The organism is Streptomyces sp. NPDC048172 (genome assembly GCF_043202595.1).
In the GTDB taxonomy this organism is placed as follows: Bacteria; Actinomycetota; Actinomycetes; order Streptomycetales; family Streptomycetaceae; genus Streptomyces.
This window is the reverse complement of the sequence record NZ_JBIDAT010000007.1, coordinates 441,090-460,474: the sequence shown is the minus strand read 5'-3', so window position 1 is coordinate 460,474 and position 19,385 is coordinate 441,090. Positions and strand designations below refer to the sequence as shown.

14 protein-coding genes and 1 pseudogene are annotated in these 19,385 nt (G+C 71.5%); 5 read left to right on the top strand and 10 right to left on the bottom strand.

Annotated elements, in window-relative coordinates; genetic code table 11:
• Positions 1-186 precede the first annotated feature (186 nt).
• On the top strand, positions 187-3,972 hold the full coding sequence (locus ACGF3A_RS31450; RefSeq protein ID WP_393733772.1) for an ABC transporter ATP-binding protein: 3,786 nt from the start codon (positions 187-189) through the stop codon (positions 3,970-3,972).
• 66 nt (positions 3,973-4,038) lie between these two features.
• Here the strand turns inward: ACGF3A_RS31450 and ACGF3A_RS31445 are convergent, their stop codons facing one another.
• Positions 4,039-4,263, bottom strand: a complete 225-nt coding sequence (locus ACGF3A_RS31445; RefSeq protein ID WP_393733771.1) for a hypothetical protein — start codon at positions 4,261-4,263, stop codon at positions 4,039-4,041.
• 16 nt (positions 4,264-4,279) lie between these two features.
• The gene (locus ACGF3A_RS31440) at positions 4,280-4,762 is read right to left on the bottom strand and encodes an NUDIX domain-containing protein (RefSeq protein ID WP_393733770.1); all 483 of its coding nucleotides are present in this window, start codon (positions 4,760-4,762) and stop codon (positions 4,280-4,282) included.
• Between the two features lie 149 nt (positions 4,763-4,911).
• On the opposite strand from ACGF3A_RS31440, the gene ACGF3A_RS31435 reads away from it, so the two are divergent.
• Positions 4,912-6,336, top strand: coding sequence for a S28 family serine protease (locus ACGF3A_RS31435; protein WP_393733769.1), 1,425 nt, complete (start codon positions 4,912-4,914; stop codon positions 6,334-6,336).
• Between the two features lie 63 nt (positions 6,337-6,399).
• On the opposite strand, the gene ACGF3A_RS31430 is transcribed toward ACGF3A_RS31435, so the two are convergent.
• The 3 genes from ACGF3A_RS31430 to ACGF3A_RS31420 form a co-directional block, all read right to left on the bottom strand.
• Positions 6,400-7,107 (bottom strand): hypothetical protein, encoded by a 708-nt coding sequence (locus tag ACGF3A_RS31430; protein ID WP_393733768.1) that lies wholly within the window; start codon positions 7,105-7,107, stop codon positions 6,400-6,402.
• 352 nt (positions 7,108-7,459) lie between these two features.
• Entirely contained in the window at positions 7,460-8,257 is a 798-nt protein-coding gene (locus ACGF3A_RS31425; protein WP_393733767.1) for a sugar phosphate isomerase/epimerase family protein, read from the bottom strand.
• 48 nt (positions 8,258-8,305) lie between these two features.
• Positions 8,306-9,496: a LacI family DNA-binding transcriptional regulator gene (locus tag ACGF3A_RS31420; protein WP_393733766.1), complete on the bottom strand. Its 1,191-nt coding sequence runs from the start codon at positions 9,494-9,496 to the stop codon at positions 8,306-8,308.
• A gap of 279 nt (positions 9,497-9,775) precedes the next feature.
• Between ACGF3A_RS31420 and ACGF3A_RS31415 the strand changes: the two genes are divergently transcribed.
• From ACGF3A_RS31415 to ACGF3A_RS31405, 3 genes are read left to right on the top strand one after another with little or no spacing between them, the layout of a single operon-like run.
• Positions 9,776-10,933 carry a Gfo/Idh/MocA family protein gene (locus tag ACGF3A_RS31415; protein WP_393733765.1) on the top strand — a complete coding sequence of 386 codons (1,158 nt, stop codon included), beginning with the start codon at positions 9,776-9,778 and terminating at the stop codon, positions 10,931-10,933.
• On the top strand, positions 10,930-12,126 hold the full coding sequence (locus ACGF3A_RS31410) for a dihydrodipicolinate synthase family protein (protein ID WP_393733764.1): 1,197 nt from the start codon (positions 10,930-10,932) through the stop codon (positions 12,124-12,126). The genes ACGF3A_RS31415 and ACGF3A_RS31410 overlap by 4 nt, the downstream gene beginning before the upstream one ends.
• Entirely contained in the window at positions 12,123-12,989 is an 867-nt protein-coding gene (locus ACGF3A_RS31405; RefSeq protein ID WP_393733763.1) for a sugar phosphate isomerase/epimerase family protein, read from the top strand. The genes ACGF3A_RS31410 and ACGF3A_RS31405 overlap by 4 nt, the downstream gene beginning before the upstream one ends.
• Before the next feature lie 188 nt (positions 12,990-13,177).
• Here ACGF3A_RS31405 and rbsD read toward each other — a convergent pair whose 3' ends face one another.
• The 5 genes and pseudogenes from rbsD to ACGF3A_RS31380 form a co-directional block, all read right to left on the bottom strand.
• Positions 13,178-13,567 (bottom strand): D-ribose pyranase, encoded by a 390-nt coding sequence (rbsD, locus tag ACGF3A_RS31400; protein WP_393733762.1) that lies wholly within the window; start codon positions 13,565-13,567, stop codon positions 13,178-13,180.
• The gene (locus ACGF3A_RS31395) at positions 13,564-14,505 is read right to left on the bottom strand and encodes a ribokinase (RefSeq protein WP_393733761.1); all 942 of its coding nucleotides are present in this window, start codon (positions 14,503-14,505) and stop codon (positions 13,564-13,566) included. Before ACGF3A_RS31395 ends, rbsD begins: the two co-directional genes overlap by 4 nt.
• Positions 14,506-14,579: 74 nt before the next feature.
• Positions 14,580-16,569 (bottom strand): annotated as a pseudogene (locus ACGF3A_RS31390) (substrate-binding domain-containing protein).
• Complete coding sequence (locus tag ACGF3A_RS31385; protein ID WP_393733760.1) at positions 16,559-18,118, bottom strand: sugar ABC transporter ATP-binding protein; 1,560 nt, start codon at positions 18,116-18,118, stop codon at positions 16,559-16,561. Before ACGF3A_RS31385 ends, ACGF3A_RS31390 begins: the two are co-directional and overlap by 11 nt.
• The gene (locus ACGF3A_RS31380; protein ID WP_393733759.1) at positions 18,115-19,122 is read right to left on the bottom strand and encodes a LacI family DNA-binding transcriptional regulator; all 1,008 of its coding nucleotides are present in this window, start codon (positions 19,120-19,122) and stop codon (positions 18,115-18,117) included. The genes ACGF3A_RS31385 and ACGF3A_RS31380 overlap by 4 nt, the downstream gene beginning before the upstream one ends.
• Between the last annotated feature and the right edge of the window lie 263 nt (positions 19,123-19,385).

Below are 19,385 nucleotides of genomic sequence, written 5' to 3'. Positions count from 1 at the left end.
GAGGGCAGCCATGATCCGCCGCACACGGCCCAGACGGGGGCGCACCAGCGCTCGGGAGGGGCGTGAGGTCCTAGGTCTCAAGTCCGTTCTCGCATCTCGGAGCGGTGACCGGGATGAAAAGCACACCGCCGCGCGTTGCCGCCTCCGGCAGGGAATTGTGAACGGAGTATTGCGGAGGGACGGGGCGTGGGTCGTCGCACGGAGACGCAGCCGGGGTGGGCACGTCGGCTGACCGGATACTGCTGGCGGTACAGACGCGCGGTGATCCTCGCGCTCGGCGCCTCGCTCGCGGGAATGGGCGTCATGGCGCTCGTGCCGCTGCTGACCAAGGTGATCATCGATGACGTGGTCGTCGGCGGCCAGGGCGGCATGTGGACGTGGATCGGGCTGCTGATCGCCGCGGCCGTGGTGATCTACGTCCTCACGTACGCCCGGCGGTACTACGGCGGGCGGCTCGCGCTGGACGTGCAGCACGACCTGCGCACCGACATGTACCGCTCGATCATCCGGCTCGACGGACGCAGCCAGGACGAGCTGTCCACCGGTCAGGTCGTCGGGCGCGGCACCAGCGACCTCCAGCTCGTGCAGAGCCTGCTGTTCATGCTGCCGATGATGATCGGGAACATTCTGCTGTTCCTCGTCGCGCTCATCGTGATGGTCGTCCTCTCGCCGCTGCTCACCCTCGTCTCGCTCGCCGTCTTCCCGCTGCTGTGGTGGATAGCCGACCGCAGCCGCAAGCGTCTCTTCCCCGCCACCTGGTACGCGCAGCAGCAGGCCGGCGCCGTCGCCTCCGTGGTCGACGGCGCGGTCACCGGCGTCCGCGTGGTGAAGGGCTTCGGGCAGGAGGCGCAGGAGACCAGCAAGCTCCGCGACATCAGCCGCAAGCTGTTCGCCGGACGGCTGCGCACCGTGCGGCTCAACGCGCGCTACACCCCCGCCCTCCAGACCATTCCCTCCCTCGGCCAGGTCGCCATGCTCGCGCTCGGCGGCTGGATGGCCACGCGCGGCCAGATCACCCTCGGCACCTTCGTCGCCTTCTCGACGTACCTGGCGCAGCTCGTCGGCCCCGTCCGGATGCTCGCCATGATGCTCACCATCGGGCAGCAGGCCCGCGCGGGCGTCGAGCGGGTCTACGACCTGATCGACGCCGAGCCCCAGATGGCCGAGAGCCCCGACGCGCACGAGCTGCCCCGGGACGCCGAGGCGTCCGTCGAGTTCGACGACGTCACGTTCGGATACGCGACGGGGAAGCCCGTCCTGGACGGCTTCAGCCTGCGCATCGAGCCCGGCGAGACCGTCGCCCTGGTCGGCACCAGCGGCAGCGGCAAGTCCACCGTCTCCATGCTGCTCCCGCGCTACTACGACGTGACGGGCGGCGCCGTCCGCGTCGGCGGCCAGGACGTGCGCGAGCTGACCCTCGACTCCCTGCGCTCCGCGATCGGCCTCGTGCCGGAGAACAGCTTCCTGTTCTCCGAGTCCATCCGGGAGAACATCGCCTACGGCGCACCCGACGCCACGGACGAGCAGATCAGGGCCGCCGCGCGCGCCGCGCAGGCCGACGGCTTCATAGCCGACCTGCCCGACGGGTACGAGACCACCGTCGGCGAGCAGGGGCTCACCCTCTCCGGAGGCCAGCGCCAGCGCATCGCGCTCGCCCGCGCAATCCTCACCGACCCGCGTCTCCTCCTGCTGGACGACGCGACGTCGGCCGTCGACGCGCGCGTCGAGCACGAGATCCACGAGGCCCTGCGCGGCGTGATGGCCGGACGCACCACGCTGCTCATCGCGCACCGGCAGTCCACCCTCGCGCTCGCCGACCGCATCGCCGTCCTCGACGACGGCCGCCTGGTCGACCTGGGCACCCACGAGGAGCTGACCGCCCGCTGCGCCCTGTACCGCCGCCTGCTGACCGACCCCGACGAGCTGGGCGAGGTCGACCGCGACCCGGCGGGCATGGCCGCGCACGACGAGCACCGCACCGTCGACGGCGTCACCCCCGAGCTGTGGGTGCGGGACGAGGACGAGGGCGCGGACGGCGCCCGTACGGACGCCTCCGGCGGTGCGGGAGCGGGCACGGCCGCGCAGAGCGGACGCCCCGGCACCTTCGCCTCCGAGCTGGCCGGAATGCCCGGCAGCCCCGAGCTGCTCGCCAAGGTCGAGGCACTGCCGCCCGCGCTGGACACCCCCGACATCGACGAGGCACGCGCCGAGGGCCGCGAGGAGTCCTACGGGCTGCGGCGGCTGCTGCACGGCTTCGGCGGCGCCCTGCTGCTCGCGCTGCTCTTCGCCGCCCTGGACGCCGGGTTCGGCCTGGTGCTGCCCGTGCTGATCCGGCACGGCATCGACGACGGCGTCGAGAAGGGCGCGCTGTCCGCCGTCTGGGCCGCCTCCGTGCTGGCGCTGGTCGTCGTGATCGCCCAGTGGGCCGCGCAGTTCGGCTCGACCAGGCTGACCGGACGTACCGGCGAGCGCGTGCTGTACTCGCTGCGGGTCAAGATCTTCGCTCAGCTGCAGCGCCTCGGGCTCGACTACTACGAGCGCCATCTGACCGGCGCCGTGATGACCCGTATGACGACGGACGTCGACGCGCTGTCCACCTTCCTCCAGACCGGCCTGGTGACCGCCGTCGTCTCGGCCTTCACCTTCCTCGGCATCCTGGTCGCGCTGCTCGTCATCGACGTCCAGCTGGCGCTGGTCGTCTTCGCGACCCTGCCGCTGCTGGTGATTGGCACGTTCTTCTTCCGCCGCCAGAGCGTGAAGGCGTACGAGCTGGCGCGCGAGCGGGTCAGCGTCGTCAACGCGAACCTTCAGGAGTCCGTGGCCGGGCTCCGTATGGTGCAGGCGTTCCGCGGCGAGGAGCGCGGCATCGACCAGTTCGAGCGGCGCAGCGACGGATACCGCCAGGCGCGGGTGCGCGGACAGTGGCTGATCTCGGTCTACTTCCCGTTCGTGCAGCTCCTGGCCTCCCTCGCGACCGCCGCCGTCCTCGTCGTCGGCGCGGGCCGCATCGAGAACGGCACGCTGACCGCGGGCGCCCTGGTCGCCTATCTGCTCTACATCGAGCTGTTCTTCGCGCCCGTGCAGCAGCTCTCGCAGGTCTTCGACGGCTATCAGCAGGCCGCCGTCTCGCTGCGCCGCATCCAGGAGCTGCTGCGCGAGGAGACCAGCACCCCGCAGGCCGCCGAGCCGGTCGAGCTCCCCGCCCCGCGCGGTGAGATCGCCTTCGACGACGTGCGCTTCCACTACGCGACGGCCGACGCCGTCCCCGGCGAGGAAGCGGCCCTGTCCGGCATCGACCTGCGGATACCCGCGGGCCAGACCGTCGCGTTCGTCGGCGAGACCGGCGCGGGCAAGTCGACCCTCGTCAAGCTGGTCGCGCGGTTCTACGACCCGACGGAGGGCGCCGTCCGCGTCGACGGTACGGACGTGCGCGACCTCGACCTCACGTCCTACCGGCACCGGCTGGGCGTCGTCCCGCAGGAGCCGTACCTCTTCCCCGGCACGGTGCGGGACGCCATCGCCTACGGCCGGATGGACGCCACCGACGCCGAGGTCGAGGCGGCGGCCCGCGCGGTCGGCGCCCACGACATGATCGCCTCGCTCTCGGACGGCTATCTGCACGCCGTCTCCGAGCGCGGCAGGAACCTCTCGGCGGGCCAGCGCCAGCTGATAGCCCTCGCCCGTGCGGAGCTCGTCGACCCCGACATCCTGCTGCTGGACGAGGCGACGGCGGCGCTCGACCTGGCCACCGAGTCGCTGGTCAACCAGGCCACCGACCAGCTCTCCGGGACGCGCACCACGCTGGTCGTCGCCCACCGCCTCACGACTGCTGCGCGGGCGGACCGTGTGGTGGTGCTCGACCACGGGCGTGTGGTCGAGGACGGCACGCACGAGGAGCTCTTGGCCCTGGACGGGCGGTACGCGAAATTGTGGCGCACGTTCTCCGGCGAGGCCGAGCCTGTGGGTGCCTGACCGGACGGTTCGGGGTGCCCTCTTCTCCGCTTCGGAGGAGGGGGTGCCCCTTCGGCCCCTCTTGAGTCAAGCGCGGCGGTTGCGGGGGTGGTTCTTGGCCGTGCGTTCGTTGCCGCGTTTGTAGTTGCCCGTCCAGCGGGCCATGACCTGTTGCTCCTCGCCGGCGCGGACCTCGGTCAGGAAGCGCTCGGCGCGGGCGCCGCGCAGCGTCGTCACCGGGCGGCCGTGGTGCGAGACGGTCACGGAACCGCCCGGCCGTTCCTGGTACGTGAATCCATGGGGTGCCGGCACGCGCCGACCGTACGCCTCACTTCTGGCAGAGGGCGACCAGATATTCGTCCACCGTCTGGACACGGCCGTACGGCAGGGGCTCGTCCGGTTCGCGCCAGTGGATCGCGGTGATCTCGCTGGTCGGCGCGAAGGGCACCGGGTCCGGGATCTCGCCGGTGAACAGGGCGCCCTCCAGAACGCCGCGTTCGGGGCCGAGCGCGGTGCGGCTGAACCCGGCGAACCGCAGGTCCTCCTCCCGTACGCGCTGGCCCGTCTCCTCCCTGACCTCGCGGACCGCCGCCGCGCGGGCCGTCTCGCCCGGCTCGATGCCGCCGCCCGGCAACTCCCAGCACTCGCGGTCCCGTTCGTACACCATGAGCAGCCGTCCGCCGTGCCGCAGGACGACCAGGACGTAGGCGGCGGAGCGGGCGTCCTCCGGCTCCCGGTGGAAGGAGAGCAGCGCCATGCCGCGCGGGCCGGTCACGAGGGGGGCAGAGGCATCAGCGGGGGTGTCGGTCATGGCCGCAGGGTAGCTCCGGGCCTCCGGAGGGCGGCCCGGGTCACCGCTCAGCGGTCATCACGTTCCCGCATACGTACACCTGGGTCTGGCGGGAGCCATGACGGCGCAGATAGGTTCACGACGACTTTTGTGAACCCAGGGGAGGGTTTATGCGAAGAACGCTCAGATGGCTGCTGTCACTGGTGGTGCTCATAGGCACCGTCAGCGCCGGCGCCGCCACCGCGGGCGCGGCGCCGACGGACGCGCCCGCCGCGAAGAAGGACATCAAGGACCGCATCCTCGCCATTCCGGGGATGAGCCTCATCGAGGAGAAGCCGGTCGACGGCTACCGGTACTTCGTCCTCAACTACAAGCAGCCGATCGATCACCGGCACCCCTCCAAGGGGACCTTCAAGCAGCGGATCTCCTTCCTCCACAAGGGAGAGGACCGCCCCACCGTCTTCTTCACCTCCGGCTACGGGCTGAACACCAACCCGTCGCGCAGCGAGCCGACGCAGATGACGGACGGCAACCAGGTCTCCATGGAGTACCGCTTCTTCACGCCGTCCCGGCCCGACCCGGCCGACTGGTCGAAGCTCGACATCTGGCAGGCCGCCAGCGACCAGCACCGCATCTTCAAGGCCCTGAAGAAGATCTACGGCAAGAACTGGATCTCCACCGGCGGCAGCAAGGGCGGCATGACGGCGACGTACTACCGCCGCTTCTACCCGAACGACATGGACGGCACCGTCGCGTACGTCGCGCCCAACGACGTGCGGAACAAGGAAGACTCCGCCTACTACGACTTCTTCAAGAACGTCGGAAGCAAAGAGTGCCGCGACAAGCTGAACACCACGCAGCACGAGATCTTCGAGCGCCGCGACGAGATGGTGCCGCGCCTGGAGAAGTGGGCGAAGGAGAACAAGTACACCTTCAAGCTCGCGGGCAGCGCCGACAAGGCGTTCGAGATCGTCGCGCAGGACCTGGTGTGGGGCTTCTGGCAGTACCACCTGCAGGACGAGTGCGGCACGGTACCCGGTGAGGACGCGTCCACGGACGAGCTCTACAAGTGGGCCGACGAGATCGGCGGCTGGGAGGCCGGTACGGACCAGGGCATGCTGCCCTACACGCCGTACTACTACCAGGCGGGCACCCAGATGGGCTCCCCGGACTACGAGGAGCCGCTGCTCGACGACGTCCGCAAGTACCCGGGCATCAACGTGCCGCGGACGTACGTGCCCCGCGACATCCCCATGAAGTTCAACAAGAACGACAAGGCCATGCGGGACGTCGACAACTGGGTGCGCCACCACGCGAAGGGCATGCTCTTCGTCAACGGTGAGAACGACCCGTGGAGCGCCGAGCCGTTCCGGCTGGGCAAGGGCAGCAAGGACTCGGCCCTGTTCACCGCGCCCGGCCAGAACCACGGCTCGAACATCGCAAAGCTGGCGGAGGACGACCGGGTGAAGGCCACGCGCATGCTCATGAAGTGGGCGGACGTGGACGTCGACCCGGGCGAGAAGCCCAAGAGGCTGACGTCGTACGACAAGAAGCTCGACCGGCCCGACAAGCGTGAGATGACGCTGCGGCCGTGACGTCGTGACGTCGTAACGCCACATGTGTCCGGCACCGCTCCGGCGGTGCCGGACACACGTGCGTCAGACGCGCCGCGCGCAGCCCACCGGCTTCGCGCCGCCCAGGTCAACGTAGAGCGCCGTGTCCGCCGGGCACGCGGCCCGCTCGGCGACCCGGCGCACCACCTTGAACTCCGGCGCGCGCTTGCCCGCGCGGGGCGCGCACGGGGTCTCCCGCACCTCGGTCTCCCGCGAGGCCGTGTACACGCAGTCGCCCACGACCGTGCGGGCGCCGCCGCCGTGCCCGGGGTCGCCCGGGTGCGGGGCCTCCAGGCTCCGCATGCAGGCGTAGCCGCGCGGGACCGCGCCGTCGCCGTCCTCGTCGGCGTCCGGCAGCCGCTCGGTGATGTGCAGGACGAAGTCCGTACGCTCCGGGCAGCGCGGCCCCTTCGCGGGGGAACCCTCGTGCCGCGCCAGGACCCTGGCCGCCGCCCGCTCGGTGTCGCAGCCGACCTCCTCGACCCGCTGCCGGTTGCCGGTGGCGCACTCGCCGCGCGCCAGGAACGTCCTGTCGTCGTCCGCGCCCGCGCCCCCGCCCCGGCCCCCGCTCGCGCCCTCGTCGGCCGTCGGTGACGCGGCCACGCCGGGGCGCCCGTCCTTGCCCTGAGCGCCCTCCGTGGCCTTGTCCGCGCTCGCCGGACCCGACGACTGCGTGCAGCCGTTGGCCGCGAGCGCGAGCACCATCGCGCACCCCGCGGCCAGCACGGCAGCGCGCATCGCATGGATACGCATGTGTGCCCGGCTCCCCCCGGTCGATCCCTGCTCCCCACCCAACTGGGACCCCAGCCTGCCCCTGCGGCGCGCCGAGGGGCCATACGTCGAAGGAGTGAGCCGCCACCAGCGCGGTTGGAGGGGCGCACCGGTGGCGGCGTACCGCCGGCCGCGGGCGGTGGAGAGGGTGGTCAGCGACGCAGCCAGCAGCGAGGCCGACACCGTGCCACGGCGACTCTCGGGCGGTACGCCGGTGGGACGACCGAAGAGGGGAGAAGGTTCCTTCTTTCCCCTCAAGTCCCCGCATCGGGGGAGTTGGTGCGCGGCGGAACCCCGCGCGCCCGGGTGGGACGTGCCACGCGGGCGCGAGGCGTCACGCGCGGTCGGCGAGCAGGCGCTCCAGATGGGCGCGCACCCGGGGCAGCTGCCCGGCCAGCTCGGGAACCTCCGGGTACCAGCGCTTCTCGTACTCCCAGCAGAGCCACTCGCAGGGCCCGTCAGGAGGCAGGAGCGCGACGGTCTCGGCCAGCGGCAGCACGCCGTCGCCGGGCGGGAGCGGCGTGGTGTCCTCCTCCGAGGGGATGTCCTTCACCTGCACATAGCCGAGGTAGGGGGCCAGCGCGTCGTAGCTCTTCCTGGGATCCTCGCCGCCCCGCCAGGTGTGCATCACGTCCCAGAGCGCCCCCGCCGAGGGATGGCCCACGTCCTTCAGCACCCGGGCGACATCCGTCCCCGTACGGTGCGAGTCGTGCGTCTCCAGCAGAACGCGTACGCCCAGATCCGCCGCCATGGGTGCCGCCTTGCCCAGACGGCGGACGGCCGTTGCGTCGCTTTCGGCGATCCCCGAGTCGCCCCCGCCGGGGAAGACGCGGACATAGGGCGCGCCGAGGTCCCGCGCCAGCTCCAGGAGGGCGCGCAGCTGGGCGAGCACCGGTTCGTCGTCGCCGCTCTCCGCCATGCGCGGGTACCCGGCGAGGGCGAGGATCTCGATGCCCGCGTCCTTGAACCGCTCGACCACGTCGACCCGTTCGGTCAGCCCGATGCCCGGGTGGACCGGCTCCTCGGGGTGCGCGCGCAGCTCCACGCCGTGGAAGCCGTTGTCCACGGCGAGGCTGAGCACATCGGGAAGAGGGAGGGCAGGGGTGCCAAGGGTGGAAAAGGCGAGTCGCATGCGCACAGAGGACCAGATGACTGTCCTGTCCGACAAGGTGCGGGTGCCCTACGCCTCGTCCCGCTCGTCTCGGTCCGCACGGGGCGGTGCCGTGGAGGCGCGGGCCATCAGCTCGGCCTGCACGGTCGCGACGCCGCCCGGCGGCGGCGCCTGACGGCCCAGGGCGAGCCGTCCCGCACGGACGCCCGCGTCGTGCAGCGGCAGCCGTACGGTCGTGAGCGCGGGGGCCGCGTCCGCGCTGAACGGGAGGTCGTCGAAGCCCGCGACGGAGATGTCCTCCGGGATGCGCAACCCCTGGTCGCGCAGGGCCGCGCAGATGCCGAGTGCGACCGTGTCGTTCGCGGCGAGCACGGCGGTCACCTGCGGGGCGCGGCGCAGCAGTTCGAGCGCGCCGTCGTAGCCGGACGAGCGGTCGTACGCGCCGCCGTGCACGGTCAGCCGTTCCGCGTCCTCCAGCAGGCCGGGGGAGTGGGCGCCCAGCGCGAGCCGGTGGCCGTCGAGGCGGTCGCGGGTGGTGGTGCGCTCGGCGGGGCCCGCCACGTACCCGATGGTGCGGTGGCCGAGGGCGAGCAGGTGTTCGGTGAGGCGCCGGGCGCCGCCCTTGTTGTCGAAGGAGACGGTGACGATGCCGTGCCCGTCGGGCCGTGCGCCCCCTCCCGCGCCGCCCTGGGACTCGTCCGGGGCGGTGCGCGGCGCGGGCACGGGGGCGCTGCTCGTGTCGGCGGTGGCCCCGGGCTCCGGGAGGGGCGGTCTGCCGCACAGGACGACCTTGGTGCCGCCCTCCGCGAGGCGGCGGAGCCGGGAGGCCAGCGCGGGGCTGTGCTCGGGGTGCTCGACGGCGCCGCCCGTGAGGACGACGGCGGCGGCGCGCTGGCGCTGGAGGAGCGTGAGGTAGGTCAGCTCGCGCTCCGGAGAGCCGCCCGTGTTGCAGACGACGGCGAGCTTGCGCCCGTTACGGCCGCCTCCCTCGGCGCCGTCGCCCATCTCGCTCTGGACGGCCCCGGCGATGATGCCGAAGAACGGGTCCGCGATGTCGTGGACCAGGATGCCCACCAGGTCCGAGCTGGAGGCCGCCAGGGCGCTCGCGGGCCCGTTGACGACGTACTCCAGCTCCTCCACGGCGCGCATGACCCGGGTCCTGGTCCCGCCGGCGACGGGGTAGTTGCCGCTGAGCACGCGCGAGACCGTCGCCGCGGAGACCCCGGCCCGCGCGGCCACGTCGGCGAGGGTCACAGCCATCGGGTCCTCCGTTGTGATCTGCCGTAGTCGTCTGCCTGGGAGCGGGGTCATGTTCTCATTCCCGGCGCCCCGGTGACCCCGGTACGGACGGCCCCGTAGGGCGCGCGCACGGCGGAACAGGTCACGGCGGGGGCGCGGGGGAAGCGTTGAGCGCAGGGGGACGCGTGGCGCGAGACCGGCCGGACAAGTCCCTTGTTGAAGGGACGCATTGGCGGCTAGTTTGACCCGTAGAAAGCGCTTGCTATCCCACATGACCGGAGCGATGAGGGAAGGACCCACGTGACGCGTAAGACAGTGCGGATCGCCATGAACGGCGTGACAGGCCGGATGGGACACCGGCAGCACCTGGTCCGCTCGATCCTCGCCCTGCGCGAGCAGGGCGGACTCGATCTGGGCAACGGCGACACCCTCTGGCCCGAACCCGTCCTCGTCGGACGCCGCCCGGAGGCGCTCGCCGCCCTCGCCGAGCGGTACGGGCTCGACCCCGCCGCCGTCTCCACCGACCTGGACGCGGTGCTCGCCGACGACAGCGTGGACATCTACTTCGACGCCCAGGTCACCTCGGCCCGCGAGGACGCTCTTAAGAAGGCGATCGCGGCGGGGAAGCACATCTACACCGAGAAGCCCACCGCCACCGCGCTCGGCGCCGCCCTCGACCTGGCACGCGCCGCCGACCGCGCGGGCGTCAAGCACGGCGTCGTCCAGGACAAGCTCTTCCTGCCGGGCCTGCGCAAGCTCAAGCGGCTGGTGGACGCCGGATTCTTCGGCCGGATCCTCTCCGTACGGGGCGAGTTCGGCTACTGGGTCTTCGAGGGCGACTGGCAGGAGGCCCAGCGCCCCTCGTGGAACTACCGCGCGGAGGACGGCGGCGGCATCGTCGTCGACATGTTCCCGCACTGGGAGTACGTGATGCACGGGATCTTCGGCCGGGTGCGCTCCGTCCAGGCCCTCGCCGCCACGCACATCCCGCGCCGCTGGGACGAGCGGGGCGAGCCCTACGAGGCGACGGCCGACGACTCCGCGTACGGGGTCTTCGAACTGGACGGCGGCGTCGTCGCGCAGATCAACTCCTCCTGGGCGGTGCGCGTCCACCGCGACGAACTGGTCGAGTTCCAGGTGGACGGCACCGAGGGCTCCGCCGTCGCGGGGCTGCGCGGCTGCCGTTTCCAGCACCGCGCGGGCACGCCGAAGCCGGTGTGGAACCCGGACCTGCCCTCCGGCGAGCCCTTCCGCGAGCAGTGGCAGGAGGTGCCCGACAACCAGGAGTACGACAACGGGTTCAAGGCCCAGTGGGAGCTGTTCCTGCGCCACGTCGTCCTGGACGAGCCCTGGTCCTGGGACCTCCTCGCGGGTGCGCGGGGAGTGCAGCTTGCCGAGCTGGGCCTCAAGTCCAGCGCCGAGGGACGCCGTTACGACGTGCCGGAGCTGACGCTGTGAGCGAGGCCGTTCTGCTGCCCGTACCGGACGGGACGACGCGTGCGTACACGCCCCGTACGGACGACCGCTCGTCCACGGCGTCCGTACCGTCCGTACCGTCCGTACAGCCGGAGAAGGCGCCCCTCACGTCCCGTACGGTCTTCGCCGCCGCGCACGTGGTGGCCGATCCGTTCGCCGACACCTCGCCGGACGGTCCGGCCGTGCTCGACTGGGACGCCACGCTCGCCTTCCGCCGCCATCTGTGGGCCCAGGGGCTGGGCGTCGCCGAGGCGATGGACACCGCGCAGCGCGGCATGGGGCTGGACTGGGAGGGTGCCGCGGAGCTGATCCGGCGCTCGGCGGCCGAGGCCAAGGCGGTCGGAGGCCTCCTCGCCTGCGGCGCCGGAACCGACGACCTGACCGGCACGGGCCACTCCCTGGCGGCCGTTCGCGCCTCTTACGAGCGGCAGCTCCAGACCGTCGAGGAGACGGGCGCACAGGCGATCCTGATGGCCTCCCGCGCCCTCGCGGCGGCGGCCGGCGGGCCCGAGGACTACGAGGAGCTCTACGGGCACCTGCTGCGGCAGGCCGCACAGCCGGTGATCCTGCACTGGCTCGGCCCGATGTTCGACCCGGCCCTGGAGGGCTACTGGGGCAGCACGGACCTCGACGCCGCCACGGAGACCTTCCTCAGCGTCGTCGCCGCCCATCCGGACAAGGTGGACGGCGTGAAGGTCTCGCTGCTCGACGCGGGGCGCGAGGTCGCGCTGCGGCGGCGCCTTCCGAACGGCGTGCGCTGCTACACGGGCGACGACTTCCACTACCCGGAGCTGATCGAGGGCGACGAGAAGGGGTTCAGTCACGCGCTGCTGGGCGTCTTCGACCCGCTCGCGCCCCTCGCGGCCGACGCCGTGCGCCGACTGGACACGGGCGACCGTACGGCGTTCCGCGCCGCGCTCGACCCCACCGTCCCGCTCGCCCGGCACCTCTTCCAGGCGCCGACGCGCTACTACAAGACGGGCGTCGTGCTGCTCGCCTGGCTCGCGGGGCACCAGAGCCACTTCACCATGGCCGGCGGCCTCCAGTCGGCGCGTTCCCTGCCCCATCTGGCGAGGGCCTACGAACTCGCGGACGCGGTCGGCCTCTTCCCCGACCCCGGCCTGGCCGCCGCCCGTATGCGCTCCCTGCTGGCGCTCCAGGGGGTGGCCCAGTGACGACCGGAAGCGGCGACAGCGGAAGCGGTGATCTCGCGCGGCTCTCCCTCAACCAGGAGACCGTCCGCCAGCTCTCCCTGCCCGAGCTGTGCGAGGGGCTGACCAGGCTGGGCGTCCCCGGCGTCGGCCTGTGGCGCGAGCCCGTCCAGCGGTACGGGCCCGAGGCAGCGGCGCGGCTCGTGCGCGAGCACGGGCTGACCGTCACCTCGCTCTGCCGGGGCGGGTTCTTCACGGCCGAGGAGCCCGCAGCGCGCCGCCGGGCGCTCGACGACAACCGCGCGGCCGTGGACGAGGCCGCCACTCTCGGGACCAGCACCCTGGTCCTCGTCTCCGGCGGCCTGCCCGAGGGGCCCGGCGGCAAGGACCTGGAGGGAGCGCGCGAACGGGTCGCCGAGGCGCTCGCCGAACTCGGCCCGTACGCGCGCGAGCGCGGGGTGCGGCTCGCCGTCGAACCGCTGCATCCCATGTATGCCTCCGACCGCTGCGTCGTCTCCACGCTCGGCCAGGCGCTCGCCCTCGCGGAGCGCTTCCCCGCCGAGGAGGTGGGCGTCGTCGTGGACACGTACCACCTGTGGTGGGACGAGCGGGTGCCCGCGCAGATCGCCCGCGCGGGCGCCGACGGACGTATCGCCGCCTTCCAGGTGGCCGACTGGGTCACTCCGCTGCCCGAGGGCGTGCTGCTGGGCAGGGGGCAGCTCGGGGACGGCGCGGTGGACCTGCGGGCCTTCCGCCGCGCGGTCGACGCCGCCGGGTACGAGGGCGCCGTCGAGGTCGAGATCTTCAACCCCGCGCTGTGGGAACGGGACGGGGCGGAAGTGCTGCGTGAGACGGCGGAACGGTACGTCCGGCACGTGCTCGGCTGAGTCCGGAGGAATTCGCCCGAGCCGGTACAACCCTTCCCGGGGGACGTGGGTCAAACCTGTATCGGTACTCCCCGGGGGGAAACGAGGGGGGAGCCGAGGGGGGTAATACGAAGGGCCCGGTCCTGTGGACCGGGCCCTTCGAGTCTTCGGACCACCCTTGAGCGCCACCCTGGTCGGGGGCGGCCCCGTCAGAACGGCACGCCGCAGCGCAGCAGCACGTTGGCGTACGGGCTGGCCTCGCCCGTACGTACGACCAGCCGCGCCTGGTGCGTCCTGGACTTGAATTCCTCGTGCGAGATCAGCTCCAGCTCCGGGAAGTGCCGGTCGAGCAGACCGCTCGCGTCCGCGTTGGCGTCACGCACCTCGCGTGCCGCCGTCGCGCCCTCGACCTCAAGCTCGTCCAGCAGGCCGTCCAGCACGTCGGCGAAGGACGGCACACCGGCGCGGAAGGCCAGGTCAACGACCGCGGGGCCCTCCGGGATCGGCAGACCGGCGTCGCACACCACGACGAGATCGGTGTGCCCCAACCGGGCCAGGGCTCCGGAGAGATGGCGGTTGAGTATCCCGGACTTCTTCACGTGAACGTGCCTTTCTCGATCTCCTCGGCGCTGGGGTACGACTCCTGCGCCCCGGCCCGTGTCACGGCGAACGAGCCGACGCGCACGGCGTACCGCACCGCGTCCACCAGGTCGTCACCGCGTCCCAGCCGCCAGCCGAGCGCGCCCGTGAAGGCGTCGCCCGCGCCCGTGGTGTCCACGGCCTCGACGGCGGGGCTCGGCACGCGGACCGTGGCGGTCCCGGGCGCCGCGACGAGGGCGCCCGCGGCGCCCAGGGTCACCACGACGGAACGCGGTCCGAGCTCCAGCAAGGCTTCGGCCCACACCTCGGGCGTTCCGGGCAGGTCGTTCCCGGAACCTCCCTCCGTGCGGGCTTCCAGCAGGCGGCGGGCCTCGTGCTCGTTGACCACCAGGGGGTCGCAGAGGCCGAGCACGTCGTCGGGGAGCGGCGCGGGCGGCGAGGGGTTGAGCACGACGCGCGCTTCCGAACCGGCGGCGGTGTGCGCCGCCGCCGCGACCGTCTCCAAGGGGATCTCCAGCTGGAGGGAGACGACCGCCGCCGCCTGGAACAGGGGGCGTGCCGCGGCCACGTCCTCGGGCGTGAGCCGGGCATTGGCACCCTGGGAGACGACAATGCTGTTGTCACCGGCGGAGTCCACGGTGATGAGGGCGACGCCGGTGGGTGCGTCCTTGCCCTCCAGGAGGCCGGTGGTGTCGGCGCCCGCATCCCTCTGGGCCTGCCCCAGCATCCGCCCGTACGCGTCGTCCCCGACGCGCGCGAGCAGAGTGGTACGGGCACCGAGCCGGGCAGCCGCCGCTGCCTGGTTCGCGCCCTTGCCGCCCGGGTGGATGACGAGATCCGACCCGAGCACCGTCTCGCCCGCCGCGGGCCGCTGGTCGACTCCGACGACCAGATCGGCGTTGGCGGACCCTACGACCAGAAGGTCGTAATCGTGCATCCGGTGCTCCCTTTCGGGCCCGTGCGGGGGCCCTGTGCGGGCCCCTAAGGGCCCCTTGTGCTCCGCTTCGCCGGTCAGGCGAACCGGTCCACGTTCTTCTTGTTCACGGCCTTGACCGGGACCTTGATCTTGCTGTCGATCGTCGCGCCGTCGATGACGCGCATGGCGTTGCGGACGGCCATCTTGCCCAGCTCGGACGGCTGCTGCGCGACGGTGACGTTCATCGTCCCCTTCTTGATCGCCTTGAAGGCGTCAGGGGTGCCGTCGAAGCCGACGACCTTCACGTCGCTGCCGGCCTTGGCACCGAGCGCCTTGATGGCGCCGAGGGCCATCTCGTCGTTCTCGGCGAAGACACCCTTGATGTTCGGGTGCGCCTGCATGGCGTTCTGGGTGACGTCGAGACCCTTGGCGCGCAGGAAGTCCGCGGGCTGCTTGGTGACGACCTTGATGCCCGGGAACTTCTTGATGCCCTCGGTGAAGCCCTTGTTGCGCTCACGCGCCGAGGAGGTGGCCACCTGGCCGCGGAGCTGAAGGACCTCGCCCTTCTCGCCCATCTGCTCGGCGAGCTCCTTGGCGGCCATCTTGCCGCCCTCGACGTTGTCCGAGACCACGGTCGCCTCGGTCTTCGCCTTGTTGACGTTGCGGTCGGCGGCGATGACCGGGATCTTGGCGTTCGCGGCGGCCTTCACGGACGGGCCTGCCGCGTCCGAGTCGACCGGGTTGATGATGAGGCCCTTCACCTGCTGCGAGGTGAAGTTCTGGACCTGGTTCGCCTGCGTCGAGGCGTCGTCGTTCCCGTCCTGGACGCTCAGCGAGGCGCCCTGGGCCTTTGCTTCCGCTTCGGCGCCCTCCTTCATCTGAACCATGAACGGCTGGTTCAGCGCGGATATGGCGAAGCCGAGCTTCACCTTTTCCTTTCCGTCCCCGGACTTGGAGTCGGATCCGCAGGAGGTCACTGTGAGGGCGACTGCCGCCGCCAACACGACCGCGGACGTGCTCTTTCTCATGCTCATTGCTGCATTCCTTGCAGTCGGCAGATGAATGAACTACGCGTGCTCCCCCGTCGCACAAAGATCATGCGCGGCGACGCAGTGTATCGAGAAGCACAGCCAGCGCAATCACCGCCCCAATGACCACCTGCTGCCAGAAAGCGGACACATCCAGAAGATTGAGACCATTGCGGAGAACGGCCAGGATGAGGGCCCCGATCAGGGTGCCGGAGGCCTTTCCGACGCCGCCCGCGAGGCTCGCACCGCCGATGACGACGGCCGCAATCGCATCCAGTTCGTAACCTGTGGCGGCCTGCGGCTGCGCCGAGACGAGCCGGGAAGCCAGCACAATTCCGGCGATGGCGGCGAAGGCCCCCACCAACGCGTAAATAACGAGCTTTTGACGCTTTACGCGAATGCCGGAGAGACGGGCCGCCTCCTCGTTGCCGCCGATCGCGAACATCGAGCGGCCGCTGTACGTACGGGTCAGGATGAGCCCGGCGACGAGACCCATCACCACCATGATGATCACGGGGGTGGCGATGTAGTCGTTGAGGTTCTCACCGACCCAGGAGATGCCCTGGGGGAGCAGCAGCGGGGTGCCGTCCGAGACGACCATGGCGAGACCGCGCGCCGCGGAGAGCATGGCCAGCGTGGCGATGAACGGCGGGAGTTTGCCGTACGAGATCAGCAGGCCGTTGACGAGTCCGCACGCCGTGCCGACGAGGATCGCGAGGATGACGCTGATCCACAGGGGCGTGCCTTCCTTGGCGAACCACCCCAGCATGACCGCGGAGAACGCGGCGACGGAGCCGACGGACAGGTCGATGCCGCCCGAGACGATGGCGAAGGTGACACCGAAGGCGAGGATCGCGGTGACGGCCGCCTGGACGCCGACGTTCACCAGGTTGGTCGTGGTGAAGAAGTTGCCCGACAGGATCGCCATGACGGCGACCATCACGACGAGCGCGCTCAACGCGCCGTTGTCCAGCAGGATCTTGCGTATCAGCTGCGGCGGCCCGTTGCTGCCGGGGCGCTTGTCCAGGCGGTGACCCGGCTGCGTGTCAATGGCCACGGGGAGAGTCCTCCATCGTCTCGTTCGCTCCTGGCGCGGAGGTGCCGACGGCCAGGGCCATCACGGCGTCCTGGGTGGCTTCCCGCGCGGTCAGTTCTCCCGCGATCCGGCCCTGGGACATCACCAGGACCCGGTCGCTCATGCCCAGCACCTCGGGGAGGTCGCTGGAGATCATCAGTACCGCGTGGCCCGAGGCCGTCAGCTCGTTGATGAGCTGGTAGATCTCGACCTTGGCGCCGACGTCGATACCGCGTGTGGGCTCGTCGAGGATCAGCACGCGCGACTGCGCGAGCAGCCACTTGCCGATGACGACCTTCTGCTGGTTGCCGCCGGACAACGTGCCCACCTGCTGCTGGAGTCCGGCCATCCGCACGCCCAGCCGGTCGGCGATACGGCCGGCCTCGCGCCGCTGCCCCGCCCGGTCGACGAAGCCGCCGCGCGTGGCCTTGCGCAGCGTGACCAGGCCGAGGTTCTCCTGCACGGAGGCGCCCGGCACCAGCCCCTGGCCCTTGCGGTCCTCGGGGACGAGGCCGAGCCCCGCCGCGAGCGAGGCCCACACGTCGTTCCCCGGCAGCTTCCGCCCGAGGACCTCGACGGTTCCCGCGTCGTACCGGTCGGCGCCGAAGACGGCGCGGGCCACCTCCGTACGGCCCGCGCCGACCAGGCCGGCGATGCCGACGACCTCACCGGCGCGCACCTCGAAGCCGACGTCCTGGAAGACCCCGGCCCTGCGCAGCCCCCGCACCCGCAGGAGCGGCTGGTTGGTGGGGGCGACCTGGCCGGTGTCGCGCGGGAACTGCTGCTCGATGCTGCGCCCGACCATCTGGCGCACCAGCTCGTCCTGGGGGGTCTGCGCCGGGACCTGGCCCACCGTGCTCCCGTCGCGCAGCACGGTGACCCGGTCGCCGATGGCGGGGATCTCCTCCAGGTGGTGGGTGATGAAGACGATGCCGACGCCCTCGGAGCGCAGCTTGCGCACGATGGCGAAGAGCCGGTTGACCTCCTCGGCGGTCAGCACGGCGGTCGGCTCGTCCATGATGAGCACGCGCGCCCGGAGGCTGAGGGCCTTGGCGATCTCCACCATCTGGCGCCCCGCGATGCCCAGGTCCTTCACCGGGGTGCGCGGCGGCGCGTTCACGCCGACCCGTCCGAGCAGGACGGCGGCGTCGGCCTCCATCTTCTTGCGGTCCACCAGGCCCATACGGCGAGGCTGGCGGCCCAGGAAGATGTTCTCCGCGATGGACAGATGGGGCACCAGGTTGAACTCCTGGTGGATGGCGGCGATGCCGAGCTTCTCAGCGGACTCCGCGTCCGAGATCCGCACCGGCCTGCCGCCGTGCAGGATCCGCCCGGCGTCGGCCCGGTAGGCGCCCGAGAGGATCTTGATGAGGGTGCTCTTGCCCGCGCCGTTCTCGCCGAGCAGCACATGCACTTCTCCCGCGCGCAGGTCGAAGTCCACGCCGTCGAGGGCGACCACGCCAGGAAAGACCTTCCTGATGCCCTCCATGCGCAGCAACTCCCGTGCCGGGGGAGGATCGGGGGTGGTCAACGGCGGCTCCTTTCGTCTTCGCCGCAGGAGCGGCGCGGTATGAGGTGGGCGGAGAGAGTGACGGAGTCCGCGCTCCGGCCCTCCACGAGGTCGGTGAGCGCGGCGACCGCGCGGTGCCCCAGTTCGGGCGTCGGCTGGGCGATCGCCGTGATGGGCGGATCGGTGTGCGGGAACCAGGCGATGTCGTCGAACGCCGCCAGCGCCATGTCGTCGGGCACGCGCAGCCCGCGCAGGCGCAGCTCGTCCATCACGCCGAGCGCCATCAGGTTGTCCGTGGCGAAGACGGCCTCGGGCGGCTCGCCGAGCCCGAAGAACGCGCTCGTGACCCGCCTGCCGCTCTCGGTCTGGAAGTCGCCCTGCCCGATGTACGCCTCGGGGAGCGGCAGCCCGTACTCGCGCAGCGCCGAACGGAAGGCTTCCACCCGCTCGTTGCTCGTGGTGGTCGCGACCGGGCCCGTGATGATCGCGAGGCGGCGGTGGCCGAGCGCGTAGAGGTGCCCGACCAGTTCGCGCACCGCCGCGCGCCCGTCCGCGCGGACGACCGGGACGTCGATGCCCTCGATCCAGCGGTCCACGAACACCATCGGGATCCCCGAGAGCGCCGCCTCGCGCAGCGCGACCGAGTCGCCCTCGGCGGGGGAGACCAGCAGTCCGTCGATGCGGCGGTCGAGGAGCGTGCGGACGTGGTGGTCCTGGAGCGCGAGACGTTCGTCGGCGTTGCCGATGATGACGCTGTAGCCGCGGCTGCGTGCCGCGTCCTCGACGGCGCGCGCGAGTTCCGTGAAGAACGGGTTCAGTACGTCGCTGATGATCAGCCCGAGCGTGCGCGTCTGGTCGGTGCGCAGCGAACGGGCCACGGCGTTGGGCCGGTAGCGCAGTTCGGAGACCGCCGACAGCACGCGCGAGCGGGTGTCCGCGCGCACACCGCTGTGGCCGTTCAGGACACGGGAGACCGTGGCGACGGAGACGCCGGCACGTGCGGCCACGTCCTTGATGCCTGCCATTGCTGTGCCGGATCCCAGGGTGAACGGGGGGTGGAAGTGTCCCCGCGCGTACGGCAGTCGGACGGGTCCTGAGGCACGTGCCGTTGCTCGCGTGGAAACGATTACATCGGTAATGAGAAGTGATGGGTGCGGCAGAACGCAAGGGGCCGATGCGAGATCGTGACCATGTCACGCTGTGTGCCCGCGTCGTACAACTCGCGTCCATCTCCCGTCAGTTATCCACAGGGGTGCCGGGGATCCCGCACGCGGCGTTACCGTCTGTG